General features: G+C 33.3%; 19 protein-coding genes. 6 read left to right on the top strand and 13 right to left on the bottom strand.

Features of this window, described 5'->3' with window-relative positions:
* Window positions 1-322 precede the first annotated feature (322 nt).
* The 4 genes from dnaK to lpdA all read right to left on the bottom strand — a co-directional run bounded on the left by dnaK (window position 323) and on the right by lpdA (window position 5,062).
* A complete protein-coding gene (gene dnaK, locus C8P70_RS02210; protein WP_133711718.1) occupies window positions 323-2,227 on the bottom strand; it encodes a molecular chaperone DnaK in 1,905 nt (634 codons plus the stop codon).
* Between the two features lie 288 nt (window positions 2,228-2,515).
* Entirely contained in the window at window positions 2,516-3,106 is a 591-nt protein-coding gene (locus tag C8P70_RS02215; protein ID WP_133711719.1) for a hypothetical protein, read from the bottom strand.
* A gap of 40 nt (window positions 3,107-3,146) precedes the next feature.
* The gene (locus C8P70_RS02220) at window positions 3,147-3,617 is read right to left on the bottom strand and encodes a GNAT family N-acetyltransferase (protein ID WP_243832642.1); all 471 of its coding nucleotides are present in this window, start codon (window positions 3,615-3,617) and stop codon (window positions 3,147-3,149) included.
* A gap of 44 nt (window positions 3,618-3,661) precedes the next feature.
* Entirely contained in the window at window positions 3,662-5,062 is a 1,401-nt protein-coding gene (gene lpdA / locus C8P70_RS02225) for a dihydrolipoyl dehydrogenase (protein WP_133711721.1), read from the bottom strand.
* A gap of 156 nt (window positions 5,063-5,218) precedes the next feature.
* Between lpdA and C8P70_RS02230 the strand changes: the two genes are divergently transcribed.
* Window positions 5,219-6,424: an aminotransferase class I/II-fold pyridoxal phosphate-dependent enzyme gene (locus C8P70_RS02230; RefSeq protein WP_133711722.1), complete on the top strand. Its 1,206-nt coding sequence runs from the start codon at window positions 5,219-5,221 to the stop codon at window positions 6,422-6,424.
* A 28-nt stretch (window positions 6,425-6,452) separates the two neighbouring features.
* Here C8P70_RS02230 and C8P70_RS02235 read toward each other — a convergent pair whose 3' ends face one another.
* A complete protein-coding gene (locus C8P70_RS02235) occupies window positions 6,453-7,331 on the bottom strand; it encodes a diacylglycerol/lipid kinase family protein (protein ID WP_133711723.1) in 879 nt (292 codons plus the stop codon).
* An 84-nt stretch (window positions 7,332-7,415) separates the two neighbouring features.
* Entirely contained in the window at window positions 7,416-7,727 is a 312-nt protein-coding gene (locus C8P70_RS02240; RefSeq protein ID WP_133711724.1) for a rhodanese-like domain-containing protein, read from the bottom strand.
* A 115-nt stretch (window positions 7,728-7,842) separates the two neighbouring features.
* On the opposite strand from C8P70_RS02240, the gene C8P70_RS02245 reads away from it, so the two are divergent.
* Window positions 7,843-8,505, top strand: a complete 663-nt coding sequence (locus tag C8P70_RS02245) for a thiamine diphosphokinase (protein WP_133711725.1) — start codon at window positions 7,843-7,845, stop codon at window positions 8,503-8,505.
* Window positions 8,506-8,573: 68 nt separating this feature from the next.
* Here C8P70_RS02245 and C8P70_RS02250 read toward each other — a convergent pair whose 3' ends face one another.
* The 4 genes from C8P70_RS02250 to rocD form a co-directional block, all read right to left on the bottom strand.
* Window positions 8,574-9,155: a porin family protein gene (locus C8P70_RS02250; RefSeq protein WP_133711726.1), complete on the bottom strand. Its 582-nt coding sequence runs from the start codon at window positions 9,153-9,155 to the stop codon at window positions 8,574-8,576.
* Window positions 9,156-9,231: 76 nt separating this feature from the next.
* Window positions 9,232-9,783, bottom strand: a complete 552-nt coding sequence (locus tag C8P70_RS02255) for a hypothetical protein (protein WP_133711727.1) — start codon at window positions 9,781-9,783, stop codon at window positions 9,232-9,234.
* Window positions 9,784-10,398 carry a bifunctional nicotinamidase/pyrazinamidase gene (gene pncA, locus C8P70_RS02260; RefSeq protein WP_133711728.1) on the bottom strand — a complete coding sequence of 205 codons (615 nt, stop codon included), beginning with the start codon at window positions 10,396-10,398 and terminating at the stop codon, window positions 9,784-9,786.
* 46 nt (window positions 10,399-10,444) lie between these two features.
* Window positions 10,445-11,683, bottom strand: coding sequence for an ornithine--oxo-acid transaminase (gene rocD, locus C8P70_RS02265; protein ID WP_133711729.1), 1,239 nt, complete (start codon window positions 11,681-11,683; stop codon window positions 10,445-10,447).
* A 232-nt stretch (window positions 11,684-11,915) separates the two neighbouring features.
* On the opposite strand from rocD, the gene thrS reads away from it, so the two are divergent.
* From thrS to rplT, 4 genes are all read left to right on the top strand, one after another.
* Window positions 11,916-13,868: a threonine--tRNA ligase gene (thrS, locus tag C8P70_RS02270; RefSeq protein ID WP_133711741.1), complete on the top strand. Its 1,953-nt coding sequence runs from the start codon at window positions 11,916-11,918 to the stop codon at window positions 13,866-13,868.
* A gap of 47 nt (window positions 13,869-13,915) precedes the next feature.
* Window positions 13,916-14,470 (top strand): translation initiation factor IF-3, encoded by a 555-nt coding sequence (gene infC, locus C8P70_RS02275; protein ID WP_166666161.1) that lies wholly within the window; start codon window positions 13,916-13,918, stop codon window positions 14,468-14,470.
* Between the two features lie 60 nt (window positions 14,471-14,530).
* On the top strand, window positions 14,531-14,728 hold the full coding sequence (rpmI, locus tag C8P70_RS02280; protein WP_133711731.1) for a 50S ribosomal protein L35: 198 nt from the start codon (window positions 14,531-14,533) through the stop codon (window positions 14,726-14,728).
* A 99-nt stretch (window positions 14,729-14,827) separates the two neighbouring features.
* A complete protein-coding gene (rplT, locus tag C8P70_RS02285) occupies window positions 14,828-15,172 on the top strand; it encodes a 50S ribosomal protein L20 (RefSeq protein ID WP_133711732.1) in 345 nt (114 codons plus the stop codon).
* A 106-nt stretch (window positions 15,173-15,278) separates the two neighbouring features.
* Here the strand turns inward: rplT and C8P70_RS02290 are convergent, their stop codons facing one another.
* From C8P70_RS02290 to C8P70_RS02300, 3 genes are all read right to left on the bottom strand, one after another.
* A complete protein-coding gene (locus C8P70_RS02290) occupies window positions 15,279-17,144 on the bottom strand; it encodes an LTA synthase family protein (protein WP_133711733.1) in 1,866 nt (621 codons plus the stop codon).
* 69 nt (window positions 17,145-17,213) lie between these two features.
* Complete coding sequence (locus C8P70_RS02295; protein ID WP_133711734.1) at window positions 17,214-18,029, bottom strand: 2,3,4,5-tetrahydropyridine-2,6-dicarboxylate N-succinyltransferase; 816 nt, start codon at window positions 18,027-18,029, stop codon at window positions 17,214-17,216.
* A 229-nt stretch (window positions 18,030-18,258) separates the two neighbouring features.
* Window positions 18,259-18,561, bottom strand: a 303-nt coding sequence (locus C8P70_RS02300; protein WP_133711735.1) for a type IX secretion system membrane protein PorP/SprF, incomplete at its 5' end; no start/stop codon positions are given.

Raw genomic sequence — 18,561 nt, forward strand, 5'->3', positions numbered from 1 at the left:
AGATACTGTTCTAACACTATTACGCGTATTTTATTCCTTGCGTGAATCATTCTTATCGTAATCCAAGTGAGTATCTAACTCACCTTCTAGCACTTTTTAATTTCTAACTTTTGCAAGTCTTTTAGGAAGTTTTGAAGTTCATCTATAGTTTTAAACTGTTTGAAAAAATCATCCGAAAATAGGTCTTTTATTTTTATAAATATTGGATATATAAAAAAATTCTGCTTGGGTTAAAAACCAAGCAGAATTTTATAGTTATACAGTTTTTAGTAAAGTGCCGTTAAACACCACCTCTTATTTTTTACATAACTTTCAAAAGTTATTATTTCACTTCTTCATAATCTACATCTTGCGCGCCACCTGCATTATCAGGTCCTCCGGTTGTCTGATCTTGTTGTGTGCTTTCTCCTCCTTGTTGAGCCTCAGCTTGTGCTTTATACATTTCTTCAGAAGCTGCCTTCCAAGCTTCATTAATCTTATCTAAAGCAGGCTGAATAGTATCAACACTTTTTGTCTCATAAGCCTTTTTCAACTCATCTAAAGCACCTTCAATCGCAGATTTATTATTTGTCGATAATTTATCTCCAAACTCTTTTAATTGTTTCTCAGTTTGAAAAATCATAGTATCTGCTTCGTTGATTTTATCTGCAGATTCTTTGGCTTTTTTATCTGCATCTGCATTAGCTTCTGCTTCTTTTTTCATTCTTTCGATTTCTTCTTCTGTCAATCCTGATGAAGCTTCAATACGAATATCGTGTGATTTACCTGTTCCTTTATCTGTTGCAGATACTTTAATGATTCCATTCGCATCAATATCAAAAGTTACTTCAATTTGAGGCACGCCTCTTTGTGCAGGTGGAATACCATCTAAATGGAATCGACCAATTGTTTTATTATCATTTGCCATCGGTCTTTCTCCTTGTAATACGTGGATTTCAACTGACGGTTGGTTATCAGCAGCAGTAGAGAAAACCTGAGATTTTTTTGTAGGAATTGTTGTATTGGCTTCTATTAATTTAGTGAATACTCCTCCCATAGTTTCAATTCCTAAAGAAAGTGGTGTAACGTCTAGCAACAATACATCTTTAACATCGCCAGTTAATACTCCTCCTTGAATAGCAGCTCCAATAGCCACAACCTCATCTGGATTTACTCCTTTGTGTGGTTTTTTACCGAAGAATTTCTCTACTTCTTCTTGAATTCTTGGGATACGTGTTGATCCACCTACTAAGATTACTTCATCAATATCTGATTTTGACAATCCGGCATCTTTTAACGCTTTCTCACAAGGAATCATAGAACGACGCACTAAATCATCAGACAATTGTTCAAATTTAGCTCTTGTTAGCGTTTGTACTAAGTGTTTCGGTCCTGAAGCCGTAGCAGTGACATATGGCAAGTTAATCTCTGTTTGGGTTGCAGAAGACAACTCTACTTTCGCTTTTTCAGCTGCTTCTTTTAAACGTTGTAATGCCATGGCATCTTTGCGTAAATCTACACCTTCTGCACTGTTAAACTCATCTGCTAACCAGTTTATAATTACGTTATCAAAGTCATCTCCTCCTAAGTGCGTATCTCCATTTGTAGATAATACTTCAAATACTCCGTCTCCTAATTCTAGGATAGAGATATCAAATGTCCCTCCTCCTAAATCGTAAACTACTACTTTTTGATCTTTTCCTGTTTTATCTAATCCGTATGCTAATGCAGCCGCTGTTGGCTCGTTAATAATACGTCTTACTTTTAATCCTGCAATTTCACCTGCTTCTTTTGTTGCCTGACGTTGAGCGTCATTAAAGTATGCTGGTACAGTGATTACAGCTTCTGTTACTTCTTGTCCGAGGTAGTCTTCTGCTGTTTTTTTCATTTTTTGTAAAGTCATTGCAGAAATCTCCTGTGGAGTATATAAGCGTCCATCTATATCAACACGAGGTGTATCATTATCCCCTTTTAATATTTTATAAGGTACAACCTCAACTTCCTTCGCCGCTTCACTATACTTTTCGCCCATAAATCTTTTAATAGAAGAAATGGTTTTAGTAGGATTAGTTACAGCCTGACGTTTTGCAGGATCTCCTACTTTTATCTCACCACCTTCAACAAATGCTACTACAGAAGGGGTAGTTCTTTTCCCCTCTGCATTAGGAATTACTACCGGTTCATTCCCTTCCATTACTGAAACACAAGAATTTGTAGTTCCTAAATCAATACCGATTATTTTACTCATAATATTTTATAGTTTATTTTTTTATACTTATTTAATTATTGAGTTTCAAACTCGATTAACTATTAAACAATCTTTATGCCAAGCCTGTTTAAAGATTTTTTTTACAGTCATAAGCAATAAATGACCTAAAACAATGACAAAATGTCACTATTTTAAACATTCATTGCAGTATAAAATGCTATTCAGTCACGAGAGGATGACAAAAGATTAATATAAAAAGTTCTTGGTTATGTTTATTTAATTTTGCTGACAAAAAAAGCTGCCTTTTATTTCGGCAGCCTTTAATTTTTAGTCTTTTTTAAAGTACAGATAAACTTTCTCATTTTTGGAGGTTCGACTGTAATCGGACAACCTGTCCTCTATTCGTAAATAACCTGCTTGATAACCAATTTCTACATCTCCTGAATAATGAGTTTTTCTCACTATTTTATATTCTTTACCAGGATTTTCTTTTTTTTCTTCTTCTGTTAATAATACCTTATTATCATCCGTAATAACAGAAGCCATAATTCCAGCTTGTTTTAGCTTTGCATTTCGTAATATTCTTGGAAACTCAAATATCATTTCACAATCTTTATCCTTATCTTCTGCTCTTCTGTAGTTAAAATATGAAATAGAATCCAGTGCGACAGTTGCTTCTTTATAAATCATTATAAAATCATCTTTTTTACACAAGGTAGATTCAGTGATCAATCCAGTTTTTCTGTCGCCTATTTTATTTCCCGCATATGAGTACCTTCCACTTTCTAAATCTTGAAAACTTTTTAAAGGCGTGTATTCCTGTGAAAATACCGGGTCTATTTCTTCACCATTGTCATCACTTTTTGAGCAGCCAATAAACAAAGTAGAACATGCCAAAAACAATAAAATTTTTTTCATAATTATCTTTTATTTATTAATGTCTGATATTTTCAGACTTTTATTTCATTTTCAATTTTTCAGTTGGTATATCATTTTCGATTCCTTTCCAGTACGATTCAAAACCGAATTTTTCTAGTAATTTTCTCGAAGGAATATTCTCCGGATCTATTATAGCTATAATTTTAAAATCTGAAAACTTTTCCCTTGCTCCTTTTATCAGTTCAGCACAAATTAAAGTTCCAATTCCTTTTTGCCAAAACTCTTTTTTGAGGAGATAACCTATTTCCAAAGATCTTTCCAAATGCGTATTATAAACAATTTTGCAATCCCCTAGTAAAATATTTGTACTTGTTTCGAAGACCTTAAAATATCCTAACTGGGCATCGACAGAACTTTGTCTTAATATTGATAAAAATTTCTTGCCAGCTTCATCCTTATTTAATCCTTTGCCGGTAATATATTTCATTATTTCATCATCAGAAACCAGACTGAAATATTCCTCAAAATCTGTTGATTGATATTTTTCCAATCTGATTTCTGTCATAACTTATAAAATATAGTTTTATTACTTAATTAAACGTGTATGGCTCTGTTTTCTGTCGCTGCAAGTGCTGCCTCTTTTATAGCTTCTGCAAAAGTCGGATGAGCATGCGACATTCGAGCCAAATCTTCTGCTGAAGCTCTGTACTCCATGGCTACAACAGCTTCTGCAATCAGATCTGCTGAACGAGCGCCAATCATGTGGATTCCTAAAATTTCATCGGTATTCTTATCTGCTAATATTTTAACCAATCCATCGGTATCTGCACTTGCTCTGGCACGTCCTAATGCACGAAATGGGAAACTACCTACTTTATATTCTTTCCCTTCTGTTTTTAACTGTTCTTCTGTTTTTCCAACTCCTGCAACTTCTGGCCAGGTATATACCACACCAGGAATCAAATTATAATCTATATGAGGTTTTTGTCCTGCCAAAAACTCTGCAACTAAAACTCCTTCCTCTTCTGCTTTATGTGCCAACATAGCTCCTCTAACAACATCTCCTATAGCATAAATATTAGAGACTGTTGTCTGTAAATGTTCATTCACTTCAATCTGTCCTCTCTCAGTTAACTTTACACCTGCTTTTTCAATATTTAATCCCTGAGTGTATGGACGACGACCTACTGCAACCAAAGCGTAATCTCCTTCTAAAGTAACAATTTCTCCTTTTTTATTTTCAGCAGCAACTTTTACGCTATCACCTTCGCGTTCAACAGACTGAACCTTATGAGAAGTGTAAAACTTCATCCCTTGTTTTTTCAATACTTTAGTCAGTTCTTTAGACAAAGCTCCATCCATTCCCGGAATCACTCTGTCTGCATATTCCACCACTGAAACCTGGGCACCTAACCGAAGGTATACCTGTCCTAATTCCAAGCCGATGACTCCACCTCCAATAACAATCAGATGTTTTGGAACTTCTGATAGTTTTAAAGCTTCTGTTGAAGTAATAATCCGTTCTTTGTCTAGCTTAATAAAAGGCAAATTAGACGGCTTAGAACCAGTAGCAATAATTGTATTTTTTGCTTCAATTTTTTCTACAGACCCATCTTTTTTAGTGATATTAATTGTAGTTGTATTTTCAAAAGAGCCTACTCCTTCAAAAACTTCAATCTTATTTTTATCCATTAAAAATTTAACTCCAGCACAAGTTTGATCCACAACCGCTTGCTTGCGATCAATCATTTTTGCTAAATCAATTTTCATTCCGTTAACCTCAATTCCGTGATCAGCAAAATGAGCTATTTCTTCAACATGATGCGAAGATGCTAATAGTGCTTTTGAAGGAATACATCCAACATTAAGACAGGTTCCTCCTAATGTTGAATACTTCTCAATAATTGCTGTTTTAAATCCCAATTGTGCGCAACGAATTGCAGATACATATCCTCCAGGTCCAGAGCCTATTACAACTACATCAAATGAACTCATAGTATTTTATATTTTTATTATTTTATGTTTAAACAGCAAATTTACGATTTTAAACGAATTATATAATTTTTATCCCAAAAGTTTTACAGACAGATCTGTTACCTTTTCTTCAAACAAATTCTTTATATTTGGAAAAAACTAAATCACAACATTTTTATGAAAAATTTCAAACCAGCAAATAACATACAAGATTTGCAGTTTTTTGGAGAATTCGGCGGAGTAAATCCTTCTATTTCGGATTCTTCAACTTATACATTTATGGCTGCCAAAACTATGTTTGACACTTTTGAAGGAAATACAGACGGATGTTATTTGTATTCGCGTCACTCTAGTCCAAGTAATCTCTATCTCTCTGAAGCTCTTGCACAAATGGAAGGTACAGAATCAGCTAATACAACAGCTTCGGGAATGGGAGCAATAACTTCCACATTACTTCAAATTTGCAATGCCGGAGACCATATCATATCAAGCCGAACGATTTATGGCGGAACTTATGCATTTTTAAAAAATTTTACGCCAAAATTCAATGTTTCTACAACATTTGTAGACATTACTGATCTAAATTCGATTGAAAAAAGTATACAACCTAATACAAAAATTATTTATTGTGAGACCGTAAGTAATCCTCTTTTGGAAGTTGCAAATATTAGAGAAATTTCAAAAATTGCAAAAAAACATGGTTTGAAACTCGTTGTAGACAATACATTTTCTCCGCTTTCTGTATCACCAGCTCAATTAGGTGCTGATATTGTTATTCACAGTCTTACAAAATATATTAATGGAAGCAGTGATACTATAGGAGGTGTTATTTGTGCTGAAAACAGTTTTATAGAGAGCTTAAAAAGCGTTAATGATGGTGCCACTATGTTATTAGGTCCCACTATGGATAGTATCAGAGCTGCCGGAATTTTAAAAAATCTGAGAACGCTTCCTATCCGAATTCAGCAACACAGTAAAAATGCACTATATCTTGCCGAAAAACTGGAAGAGTCGGGAATCAAAACCGTTTATCCGGGATTGTCATCACACCCAAGCCATGAATTGTATAAATCAATGATAAATACTGAATTTGGATTTGGTGGTATGCTGACAATTGATGCAGGAAACCTTGAAAAAGCAAATGCTCTTATGGAGCTTATGCAAGAAAAAAATATTGGCTATCTCGCAGTCAGTTTAGGCTTTTACAAAACACTTTTCAGTGCTCCAGGGACTTCTACCTCTTCCGAAATTCCAATTGAAGAACAAAAAAGTATGGGACTTACTGATGGATTGGTTCGTATTTCTATCGGGTTAGATCACGATATTGAAAGAACGTATCAAAAAATGATGGAATGCATTAAGGAGTTAAATATTTTAAAATAAAAAGAGGTTTTTAAATAGCCTCTTTTTTCTAACAAATAACTTTTAAAGCCCCTTCTTTTACTTCAATTTGAAATGAGTTTGTTTTAAATTCATAAAATTCTCCATCTAACTGTAAACCATTCTTTTTCTGATCTAGAACTTCAACCTCAATTTTTTGGGTTTGAACATAATCAGTTTTCCTGAATGTTTCTGTTTTCTTTAATAATACATATAATCCAAACGTCAACTGTTTAATAAAGTTAATTTTTGGTACCATCACATAATCTAATAATCCGTCTGTTAAACTGGCTTTGGGCGTAAGTGTTATATTGTATCCCATTTCATTCGAATTAGAAATAAATAGCAATAGAGGATTTACTTCCTTAGATATACCGTTATAGGACACTTTCATTTTTTTAGTTCGATATTGCAAAGCAGAATTAAGTGCTGCTCTGATATAGGAAACAAGTTTGTGCTTACCTGATTTTTCGTAACTTTCTATAATAGTTGCATCAATTCCAAACCCCATATTGCTAAAAAAGTATTCTCCATTTACACTTCCTACATCCATTTTTAATATGCGACCTGTCTTAATTTTCAAAATTGCCTGCTCAATATCTTTAGGAATAGATAAATTTGAAGCCAACCCATTACCTGAACCTACCGGAATAATGCCAAAAAAAATATCTTTACCTACTATTTGTGTAGCTACCTCATGTATAGTACCATCCCCTCCGCATGCAACTACTATATCCGCGCCTGCTTCAATTGCGGATTCAGTTAAAGAGATTGCATGCTTTTTATATTTTGAAAAAGCTACCTTTAAATCATATTCTTCTTCCTGAAAAAAAGCTCTTAGATAATTATAATCAATATTGTGTTTCCCTTTTCCTGAAATAGGATTAATAATAAAATGTATTTTAGTCATAACTATTTTTACGCATTATAAAATGATATAAAAGATAATGCTATTTCTGTAATCCTATAAAAAAAGCTAACTAACTGTTAGCCTTTACTCATTTACAGGACCTTCCCATTCTGTAATTCCTCCTAACAAATTAAAGGTATTTTCAAAACCAATCTGTCCCATTAAAAGACAAGCTTGATTACTTCTTCCGCCAGCTTTACAATAAACGTAATAATTTTTATTTTTATCTAGTTTTTCCAATTCATCTAAAAACTCCTGCCCTTTATAAATATCTATGTTTATTGCGTTTGGTATTGATTTCTCTTCAACTTCCTCTTCTGTTCTAACATCTAATATGACAGCATTAGTATCGTTTTGATACTGTTCCCACCATTGTTCTTGCGATAAATTCATCATCTTATTTGAATGTTTTAGTTATAGTCTTCAAAGATAAAGTTATTCTACTTTAAGGGAAATATTTTATTCAAATAATTCCTATTTAAATTAGTTTGCTTTACTTTGTCAATAAAAAATGTCATCACATCATATTGTTAGAGACGATCAAGAACCTGCTTTAATTATAGCTAATGGCGAAGCTTGTAAGCAAGAGTTAATGAATCAATTATTAGAGTGGTCTCCTTTAGTTATTGTATTGGATTCCGCAATAGAAAGAGTCATCGATTTAGGTATTAAAATTGATGTGCTCATTGGTGATTTTGACAGAGGTTTTAATCCGGAAGATTATTTGGAAAAACAATATCCTTTAGAAATTGTCAGAGCCAGTGATCAAGTTTACACTGATTTAGAAAAAGCATTTCAATATCTTATACAAAGAAGCATTCCTGCAGTAAACGTTATTTGGGCTACCGGAAGACGCGCTGACCATACGATTACTAATATAGCCAGTATTGCTAAGTTTAAAGATGATTTAAAAATTGTTATTTACGATGATTATTCCAAAATATACCGTATCCCTAATTTGTTTAAAAAATGGTATGAAAAAGAAACTATTATTTCCTTAATCCCTGTAGGACAAGTCAACGGAATTACAACTGATAATTTAGTATATCCTTTGAATGAAGAATCTTTAATCTTAGGGCAACGAACAGGAAGCAGCAACTCTGTTCTCAACGATGGAATTGTTACCATCAGTTACAAAGAAGGTGATTTATTAATGATGGAATGTCACGATTAATTAAAACAAATAAAAAAAAACAGAGTTTAACAACTCTGTTTTTTTATTTAATTTTTTAAAGAATAAAATTAATTATTACCTAAAAATATTTGGAAACCTAAAGCTAAACCTAAACCATTTTGAGCAGTAGCATTTGCTTGATTTGATTTACTGTAATTATATCCTACAATAGCTTCTAAAGCCACATTACGACTAACGAAATGAGAATATCCGGCATTGATAGCAAAAGCAAATGATGTATCACTATCGCCCGCTACTTCAGCTCCCGAGATACCAATACTACCTTGTCCAAAAAATCTACCTGTTTCACTAGCTCCTTCCGGAAAATAATATCTTGCAAAAGGCATAACTTTATAATTCCAAATGTTATCTCCTCCTTTAACGGTTTGAAGTCCGGCACCTAATTCCAGACCTACAGCAATTCCGTCAGTGATAAAATATCCAGCTCGAGGTGAAAAGTTAATATTAAAACTTTCCTCTTCGAAACTATAACCTGTTGATCCTAAAGCTCCACCAACTATCCAGTTTCCTTTTTGAATTGGTGTAGTTCCTACTTTTTCTGATAACTTTGGTTTTTCAATTTTGGTTTGAGCATTAGATGTTAACATTCCACCTACTAATAATGCTGCTAATAACGTAACTTTTTTCATACTTTCATTTTTTAAATTTAATACAATTTAATATCAGCAAAAATCAAGCCTTTTTATGTTTTATATAAAAATATTTTCAGGATATTTTTGATTTATCTACTAATTCTTTTCTTAGTTCAACAAATTTTTTTCTACTCCCGACAAGTCCTTGAATTAAAAAATCCCTCGCTTTTTCGATTTCAATTTCCCTAAAATATTTAAACCAAACATCTGTCTGCAAGATTTCTTTGATTTTGGCAATGCGTTTTGCAGCATCAGCTGCATTCCACAAAACTGCCTCACTATCCTTTAGACAATACTTATGTACAAAAGTCACATCTTTTTTTTCTTTTTCTACAACAATAGCATACAGAGGTTCATTTTCATTATTGGGAAAAAAGCTGTCCCACGTGGCATAAGCTATATAATATTTCCCATTTTTTTTAGACTTAGATATAAATTTCCATCTACAATTTGCGGCTCTGCCCCAATGATCCGACAAACGAGCTACTCCTTTTTCATCAAAAAAATATTCGCTTCCTGATTTACTTTTATAGTCAGCAGTGCGCCCTTTTATAAAATCTCTTGAAATCTCTTGCCATTCACAATATGTATGCTTAAAAAAATTGTAGCGGTTATATTTTTTCATCTACAATATCAATTGATTTTCGTTCTCTACAATCTCTATCCCTTTTAGCTTCATTATTTTTTTAGCCTCTATCAACCCGGTATCTGTAATAGGTTTAGTTGCAAAATCTAAAAAATAAGTTCTAAAATCCAATTCTACAGCATCAACAGCACTGTAAAAGACACAAAAATCAGCCGCTAAACCGCATATATACAGTTCACTTACATTCTTATCCCTTAAATAACCAGCCAATCCAGTATTTCTGCGTTTTCCATTATCAAAAAATCCGCTATAAGAATCTATTTCTCTATCCAATCCTTTTCTAAAAATAGCAGAAATACAATTACTATTCCATTCTTTTGTAAACTCTGCGCCTTTCGTACCTGAAATACAGTGATCAGGCCATAAAACCTGATTTAAACCATTTAAATCAACAACATCAAATACTTTCTTGGCGGGATATTGAGATGCAAAACTTTTATGATTTTGCGGATGCCAATCCTGAGTCGCAATTATTAATTCAAATTTTTCCTGAATTCGATTTATGACTTCAATAATCTCATTTCCATTCGGCACTGCAAGCTTTCCTCCGGGAAGAAAATCATATTGTAAATCAACAACTAAAAGTGCTTTCATAATCAAGGTAAAAAAACTCGCCTTATACAAAGCGAGTCAATTTTTTTTAATTTTCAAATTCTTTTAATGTTTCAATAATAATGCGAACACAATCTAACAGTTGTTCTTCATTCATTACCAGAGGCGGAGCAAAACGAATAATGTTTCCGTGAGTTGGTTTTGCTAGCAAACCATTATCTCGTAATTTTAAACAAATATTCCAGGCAGTTTCACTTTCTTCACTGTCATTAATAACAATAGCATTCAGCAATCCTTTTCCTCTAACCAAATTACATATATTGCTAGTATCAATATATTTATTCAACTCGCTTCTAAACAATTGTCCTAATTTCTCTGCATTATCTGCCAGCTTTTCATCAATTACAACATCTAGTGCAGCCATAGCAATAGCCGCAGCCATTGGATTTCCTCCAAATGTAGAACCATGTTGTCCTGGTTTTATAACATTCATAATCTCGTCATTTGCCAAAACAGCTGAAATAGGATAAGCTCCTCCTGACAATGCCTTTCCCAACACTAAAATATCTGGTTTAACATTTTCATGATCTACTGCCAGCATTTTTCCGGTACGGGCAATTCCCGTTTGCACTTCATCCGCAATAAACAAAACATTATTTTGTTCACATAACAATTTAGCCTCAGCCAGATACCCTGCATCTGGTACATAAACGCCCGCCTCTCCCTGAATAGGTTCTACTAAAAAGCCTGCTATATTTTTATTGTTTTCCAAAATAGCTCTTAAAGCATCTGTATTATTATACTCCACTCTTATAAAGCCATCTGTATATGGTCCGTAATTTTGTCGGGCATCAGGATCATTTGAAAAAGAAATAATTGTTGTTGTACGACCGTGAAAATTATTTTCACATACAACTATCTGGGCTTGATTTTCAAATAAGCCCTTTTTTTCATAAGCCCATTTTCTGCAAAGCTTTAGTGCTGTTTCTACCGCTTCTGCACCTGAATTCATCGGCAAAATTTTATTAAACCCGAACAACTTGGTTATTTTTTCCTCATATTGCCCAAGCTTATCATTGTAAAAGGCTCTGGAAGTAAGCATTAACGTATTAGCCTGCTGATGCATTGCTTCGACTATTTTAGGATGACAATGCCCTTGATTTACGGCTGAATAAGCTGATAAAAAATCATAATATTTTTTCCCTTCAACATCCCATACATAAACCCCCTCTCCTTTAGATAAAACTACAGGAAGCGGATGATAATTATGAGCGCCATATTTATTTTCTAATTCTATTGCTTGCGCTGATGTGATTTTTTGTGACATTATTATTTTACTTTTTTCATTATTTCTTAATTCATGCAAGGTACAAAAAACTATACTTTTATCTCCACTAATTAAGAATGTTTTGATAAAATACTTAGCACAGTTTTATAAAAACAATAGTATTTTTGATAAACTCATCCTTTTTCGATTTTATTGCATAAAACATGCGGCTCTTAAAAATTGTATCAGTTATTAAAATCATGTATATTTGCACTTATTTTAATATTTTATGATGATAAAAATTACATTACCAGACGGTTCAGTGAAAGAGTTTGCTTCAGGCAGTACTCCTTTTGATGTGGCTAAATCCATTAGTGAAGGGTTAGCTCGAAATATAATTTCAGCAAACTTTAACGGAACAACCATTGAAACCACTACTCCTCTGACCCAAGATGGTAGTTTAATTTTATACACGTGGAATGATGCAGAAGGGAAAAAAGCATTTTGGCACTCCACTTCTCACGTCATGGCTCAAGCTTTACAGGAGCTTTATCCCGGAATCAAATTGACAATAGGACCTGCGATTGAAAATGGATTTTACTACGATGTAGATTTTGTAAATCACAAAGTCAGTGATGCTGATTTCAAAAAAATAGAAGATAAAGTTTTAGAAATAGCACGAGGCAAGCACGATTTTAAAATACGTTCCGCATCCAAAGCAGAAGCTTTAGAATTTTATAAAAAAGAAGAAAATCCGTATAAAGTAGAATTAATTGAAAATCTCGAAGACGGCACAATTACGTTTTGCGATCATGATAGCTTTACCGATTTATGCAGAGGCGGACACATTCCTAATACAGGAATAATCAAAGCTTTTAAAGTTTTATCCGTGGCAGGAGCCTATTGGAGAGGAGATGAAAAAAACAAACAATTAACACGCGTTTATGGTATCTCCTTTCCAAAACAAAAAGATTTAACAGAATATTTAGCTCTGATTGAAGAAGCTAAAAAACGTGATCATCGTAAATTAGGTAAAGAGCTGGATTTGTTTACTTTTTCTCAAAAAGTAGGACAAGGATTGCCTTTATGGCTTCCAAAAGGTGCTGCTTTAAGAGATCGATTAGAGCAATTTTTGCGTAAAGCACAGAAAAAAGCAGGGTATGAACAGGTGGTTACACCACACATCGGACAAAAAGAGTTATATGTAACCTCTGGGCATTATGCTAAATATGGAGCCGACAGTTTTCAGCCAATTCACACACCGGTTGAAGGTGAAGAATTTTTATTGAAGCCGATGAACTGCCCGCATCACTGCGAAATTTATAATGCAAAACCGTGGTCTTACAAAGATCTGCCGAAGCGGTTTGCTGAATTCGGAACAGTATACCGGTATGAGCAATCGGGTGAATTACACGGATTAACAAGAGTAAGAGGCTTTACCCAGGATGATGCACATATTTTTTGTACTCCCGATCAGTTGGATGAAGAATTTAAAAAGGTCATTGATCTTGTTTTATATGTATTTGGTTCTCTTGGATTTGAAAACTTTACTGCTCAAGTTTCGGTTCGTGACCTAAACAATCCTGATAAATATATCGGATCAGTTGAAAATTGGGAAAAAGCAGAGCAAGCCATCATAAATGCAGCAAAAGATAAAGGTTTAAACTATATAATTGAAAGCGGAGAAGCAGCTTTTTACGGACCTAAACTTGACTTTATGGTTAAAGATGCTTTGGGTAGAAGCTGGCAATTAGGAACCATACAGGTAGATTATAATCTGCCGGAACGTTTTGAACTTAGTTACAAAGGGTCAGATAATGAATTACACCGTCCGGTAATGATTCATAGAGCCCCATTTGGCTCTATGGAGCGTTTTATCGCTATTTTACTAGAACACACCGGTGGAAATTTCCCGCTTTGGCTGATGCCGGAACAAGCTATTATCTTGTCTCTGAGTGAGAAATATGAAAAATATGCGAAAAAAGTTTTAGATTTGCTAGAAAATAGCGAAATTCGCGCGTTGATTGACAACAGAAATGAAACTATCGGAAAAAAAATCCGAGAAGCTGAAGTTCAAAAACTTCCCTATATGCTGATTCTTGGTGAAGAGGAAGAGAAAAACGGCATGGTTTCTGTTAGAAAACACGGAGATTCCGGAAAATCAAACCAAACAATGAAAGTAGAAGATTTCATTGCAATAATTAATAACGAAATTAAAAACTCAACCAAACAATTTGGAGAGTAAAAAAATGTATAACCGCTTGATAAAACAAGCAAAAAACTTTTAAAGCCATAGCAATAAGACAAAAAAGAGGTTATAAACCTCGCGAAGAAAAAAAAGATGCGCATAGAATTAATAATGCCATTCGTGTTCCTGAAGTTCGACTTGTAGGAGATAATGTTGAAATTGGTGTATATAAGCTTGCAGACGCTATGCGTATTGCTGAAGCACAAGAATTAGATTTAGTGGAAATTTCACCCAATGCTGAACCACCCGTTTGTAAAGTAATCGATTATAAAAAATTCCTTTATGAACAGAAAAAGCGCGAAAAAATATTAAAAGCCAAATCTACACAAATCACCGTTAAAGAAATTCGCTTTGGTCCGCAAACAGATGAACACGACTATGAGTTTAAAAAGAAAAATGCTATAAAATTTTTAAATGAAGGATCAAAATTAAAAGCATTTGTATTTTTTAAAGGTCGTTCAATTATCTATAAAGATCAAGGGCAGATTTTATTGTTAAGACTAGCTCAGGATTTAGAAGAATATGGAAAAGTTGAATCTATGCCTGTATTAGAAGGAAAGCGTATGACTATGTTTATCGCTCCTAAAAAGAAAAAGTAACCCTTTTACAAGGAAAAAATATTATTAAGTAAGATAATCACTAATAACTAGGAAATTAAGATGCCTAAAATGAAAACAAAATCCAGTGCTAAAAAACGTTTTAAACTTACTGGTTCTGGAAAAATCAAAAGAAAGCACGCTTTCAAAAGTCACATTTTGACTAAAAAATCTAAAAAGCGTAAATTAGCTTTAACACATTCTACTTTAGTATCTAAAGCAGACGAAGCTAACATTAAAGATCAATTGAGATTAATCTAAAAATTGATCCGGTTAAAACTATTTAATAACCCTGGAGTGGTGCAATAAAATTTTGAGAAGAGTTTGAAAAAACCGCCCACTACAAAAAAATAAAAAAATATGGCAAGATCAGTAAACTCAGTAGCTTCAAGAGCAAGAAGAAAAAGAATCTTGAAGCAAGCCAAAGGTTACTTTGGAAGACGTAAAAATGTTTGGACAGTAGCTAAAAATGCGGTAGAAAAAGCAATGCAATATGCTTACCGCGACAGAAAGCAAAAAAAGAGAAATTTCCGTTCACTTTGGATTATGCGTATTAACGCAGGAGCCAGATTACACGGACTTAGCTATTCTCAGTTCATGGGTAAATTAAAAGCTAATAATATTGAATTGAACCGTAAAGTTCTTGCAGATTTAGCAATGAATCACCCAGAAGCTTTTGCAGCTATCGTAAACAAAGTAAAATAAAAACATTATTATTGTCTAATACGATTTTTCTTACTTAATATAAAAAAAGACCGTTAAATTGATAACGGTCTTTTTGATTTTGTATAAGAGGCAAAAGATTATTTAACTATTTATCCACAGTTAAAAGATTATTTTTTACTCTGTGATTAAAAGACTGGATATAAGCTTTCAGGAAACTTTCCATTTCTTTTACTTTTTCGGGTTCTGTATTTTTTAGATTAGTTTTAAGTTCGGGATCCTTTTTCCAGTTATATAGTCCCATAGTATTCTTTCCGTCAAAGGCAAGGTAATAATCCCCTTGTTCATAGTTATAAATATTGTCGAGATAATTTACTACAAAGTCATTTTCTGATTTATAAGATTTCCCATAACTAATTATTTGTGTAGTAATCTGTAAATAATCCATCAAACTAGGTAAAATATCAATCTGCTGAAAATTTTTCTCTACTTTTTTAACAGGAATTGATTCATCTCCGGGAGTTAAAAATAAAATCGGGATTCTAAATTTTCCTACATTGGTTTTCCAATGTTCTTCCTGTGGTTCGGATGATGTATGATCTGCGGTGATGATAAAAATAGTATTGTTGTACCAATCTTTTGTTTTGGCTGTTTCAAAAAACTTTTTGAGCGAATAATCTGTATAAGCAATAGATTCGTGGATATCTGCAACGCCTTTTGGAAATTTATTTTTGTACTTATTGGGTATGGTATAAGGGGCATGGGAAGAAATAGTAAAAAGAGTTGCAAAAAAAGGTTTGGAAAAATCATCTAGCCTTTTACTGAAAAACTGCATAAATTCTTCATCGAATATTCCCCATGAACCATCAAAAGCTTCCGGACCTTCGTATTCATTTTTGCCATAATATTCTTTAAATCCCGCAACATTAGCATACTGATCAAAGTTTTGACTGCCATTAAATGCTCCGTGAAAAAAAGCAGTATGATATCCATTACTATTCAGTATTTTAGGAAGCGGATATACATCGTTTAAGGCATAGCTTGAAGTAATGTAAGTTCTGTTCATTAAACTTGGAATACTTGAAATTGCAGAAGGTACAGCATCTATAGAAACTTTTCCGTTAGCAAAACCATTCTCAAAAAAATAACTGTTTAATGCAAGCGAATCCATAAAAGGTGTAAGTCCTCGGTGCATATTTTCTCGACCAAAGCTTTCTACAATAAGCAAAACGACATTTTTATTATTAATACTGTCATATTTAAAAGTCTGAACAGGGTTAAAAATAGTCAACAACTCTTCATCCTTAAAAAAATGCACATCTTCCAAAACTTCATTTTTTCCTGCTGTCTTCAGAACTGAAAAAGGAGTATTTAAAACTAAAGCTGTGTTTTTTAGCCCACCGTATTGAGCCGCATCTACTAATCTTAGAGGTTTAGGCTGAAAACCACCCCGTCCTAAAATAAGCATGACAGTAGCCAATAATAGGGCAAAAAATAAACCTCCGAATGAAAATCTACTGTAAATAATCTTATAGTTAATTTTGCGATATAACAGCCAAAATAGAATAAAAGAAAAAAACATAAATAGAGGAATCCACCAGTAGTTTACAATATACGATTTCAGTAAGCCCGGAAGTTCTTGCTCCATTCCAGAAGCAGTAATAAAAGCGTAGGTACTCCGTCTTCCTATAAATTTAAAATACTCATAATCCACATAATTTAAACATAAGATAATGATATTTGTTATAAAAAAACTATAATAAAGAAACTTTTGATATCCTTTTTGAGTTTGAAAATTACCAGGAACCAAATGTAAAAGAGCAAATAAAATATTGACATAGCCTAAAGCAGATAAATCAAAACGCACTCCTCCCAAAAAAGTTTTAAAACTCCATGTATCCAGTAAATGTGAATTATAAAAATAAAAACCAACTCTGCATAATTGGTAAAATAAAAAGACAAGCAAAAATCTCTTTAAAAACAAGAGGAGATTTTGTGAGTAAATCTTCTTCATATAAAGTTTTGATTAATAAGGATAAAATAAAAAACAGAATTTTTAATTCTGTTTTTTGTTTTTTACAGATTATACAGCCACATTATGTTCTCTTAATGCATCGTTTAAAGAGGTTTTTTTGTCTGTAGATTCTTTTCTTTTTCCTATAATCAGAGCACAAGGAACTTGATATTCTCCTGCAGGAAATTTTTTAGTATAACTTCCAGGGATAACTACACTTCTGGAAGGTACTCTGCCCTTAAGTTCTATAGGTTTGTCGCCTGTAACATCAATAATTTTAGTAGATGCAGTTAAAACAACATTTGCTCCTAAAACAGCCTCTTTTTCTACATGAACTCCTTCTACCACAATACAGCGTGAACCAACAAAAACATTGTCTTCAATAATTACAGGAGCTGCTTGCAGAGGTTCCAAAACTCCCCCTATTCCAACTCCTCCTGATAAATGAACATTTTTTCCAATTTGCGCACATGAGCCAACTGTTGCCCAGGTATCTACCATAGTTCCTTCATCAACATAAGCTCCTATATTTACATAAGAAGGCATTAGAATAACTCCTGAAGAAATATAAGCACCATGACGAGCAACTGCATTAGGAACAACGCGAACACCTTTTTCTGCATAATTTTTCTTTAAAGGCATTTTATCGTGATATTCAAAAATTCCAATTTCCTGCGTTTCCATCTTTTGAATAGGAAAATACATAACTACGGCTTTTTTTATCCATTCGTTTACTTTCCATCCATTTTCTGTTGGTTCTGCAACACGCAATTTCCCTGAGTCAATCAGTTCTATAATTTCGCGAATAGCTGATTGAGTATTGCTTTTTTGAAGTAAAGAACGGTCGTTCCACGCTTTTTCAATAGTTTCTTGTAAATTATTCATTCCTATGAATTAATATAAATTAGTTATTTGTTTATTTAAGGATAGCTTCAAACATGACTTTGCAGACAAATATATGAAAAAGTTATTTAGATAATAGTTCGCTTATAACAAATATAAAAGCACAGGATTCTTTACTAAAAGTATATATTCAAAAGCCAATAAGAATAAAAAAGCTATCCTCTGAGGAGAATAACTTTTTTATGAAAGCAAGCGATAGCAACATTATATTTTAAAAATATCTCGAAGAACTCGATACTCTTTTCGAGAAAAACAAATCGTAAAGCAGAATAAACTCATGCGATCCCTTGGCTTCTCTTCGGATATCCGAAGTGATGTAATCATAGGCATAACCGATTCTAAGGCTCTTGGTAATCCTGTAATTCAGCATACCGCCTATGGCGTCATCTTTTCGGTAAGTTATTCCGCCTTCCAACTTATTGGCATACATCGCATTTAAGCTAACATCAAATGACATCGGTGCATTAAAACCGTATTTAACCATTGCCGAAGGTTTTAGCTTCCAGTCTCTGTC

Source organism: Myroides indicus (assembly GCF_004364575.1).
GTDB lineage: Bacteria > Bacteroidota > Bacteroidia > Flavobacteriales > Flavobacteriaceae > Flavobacterium > Flavobacterium indicum_A.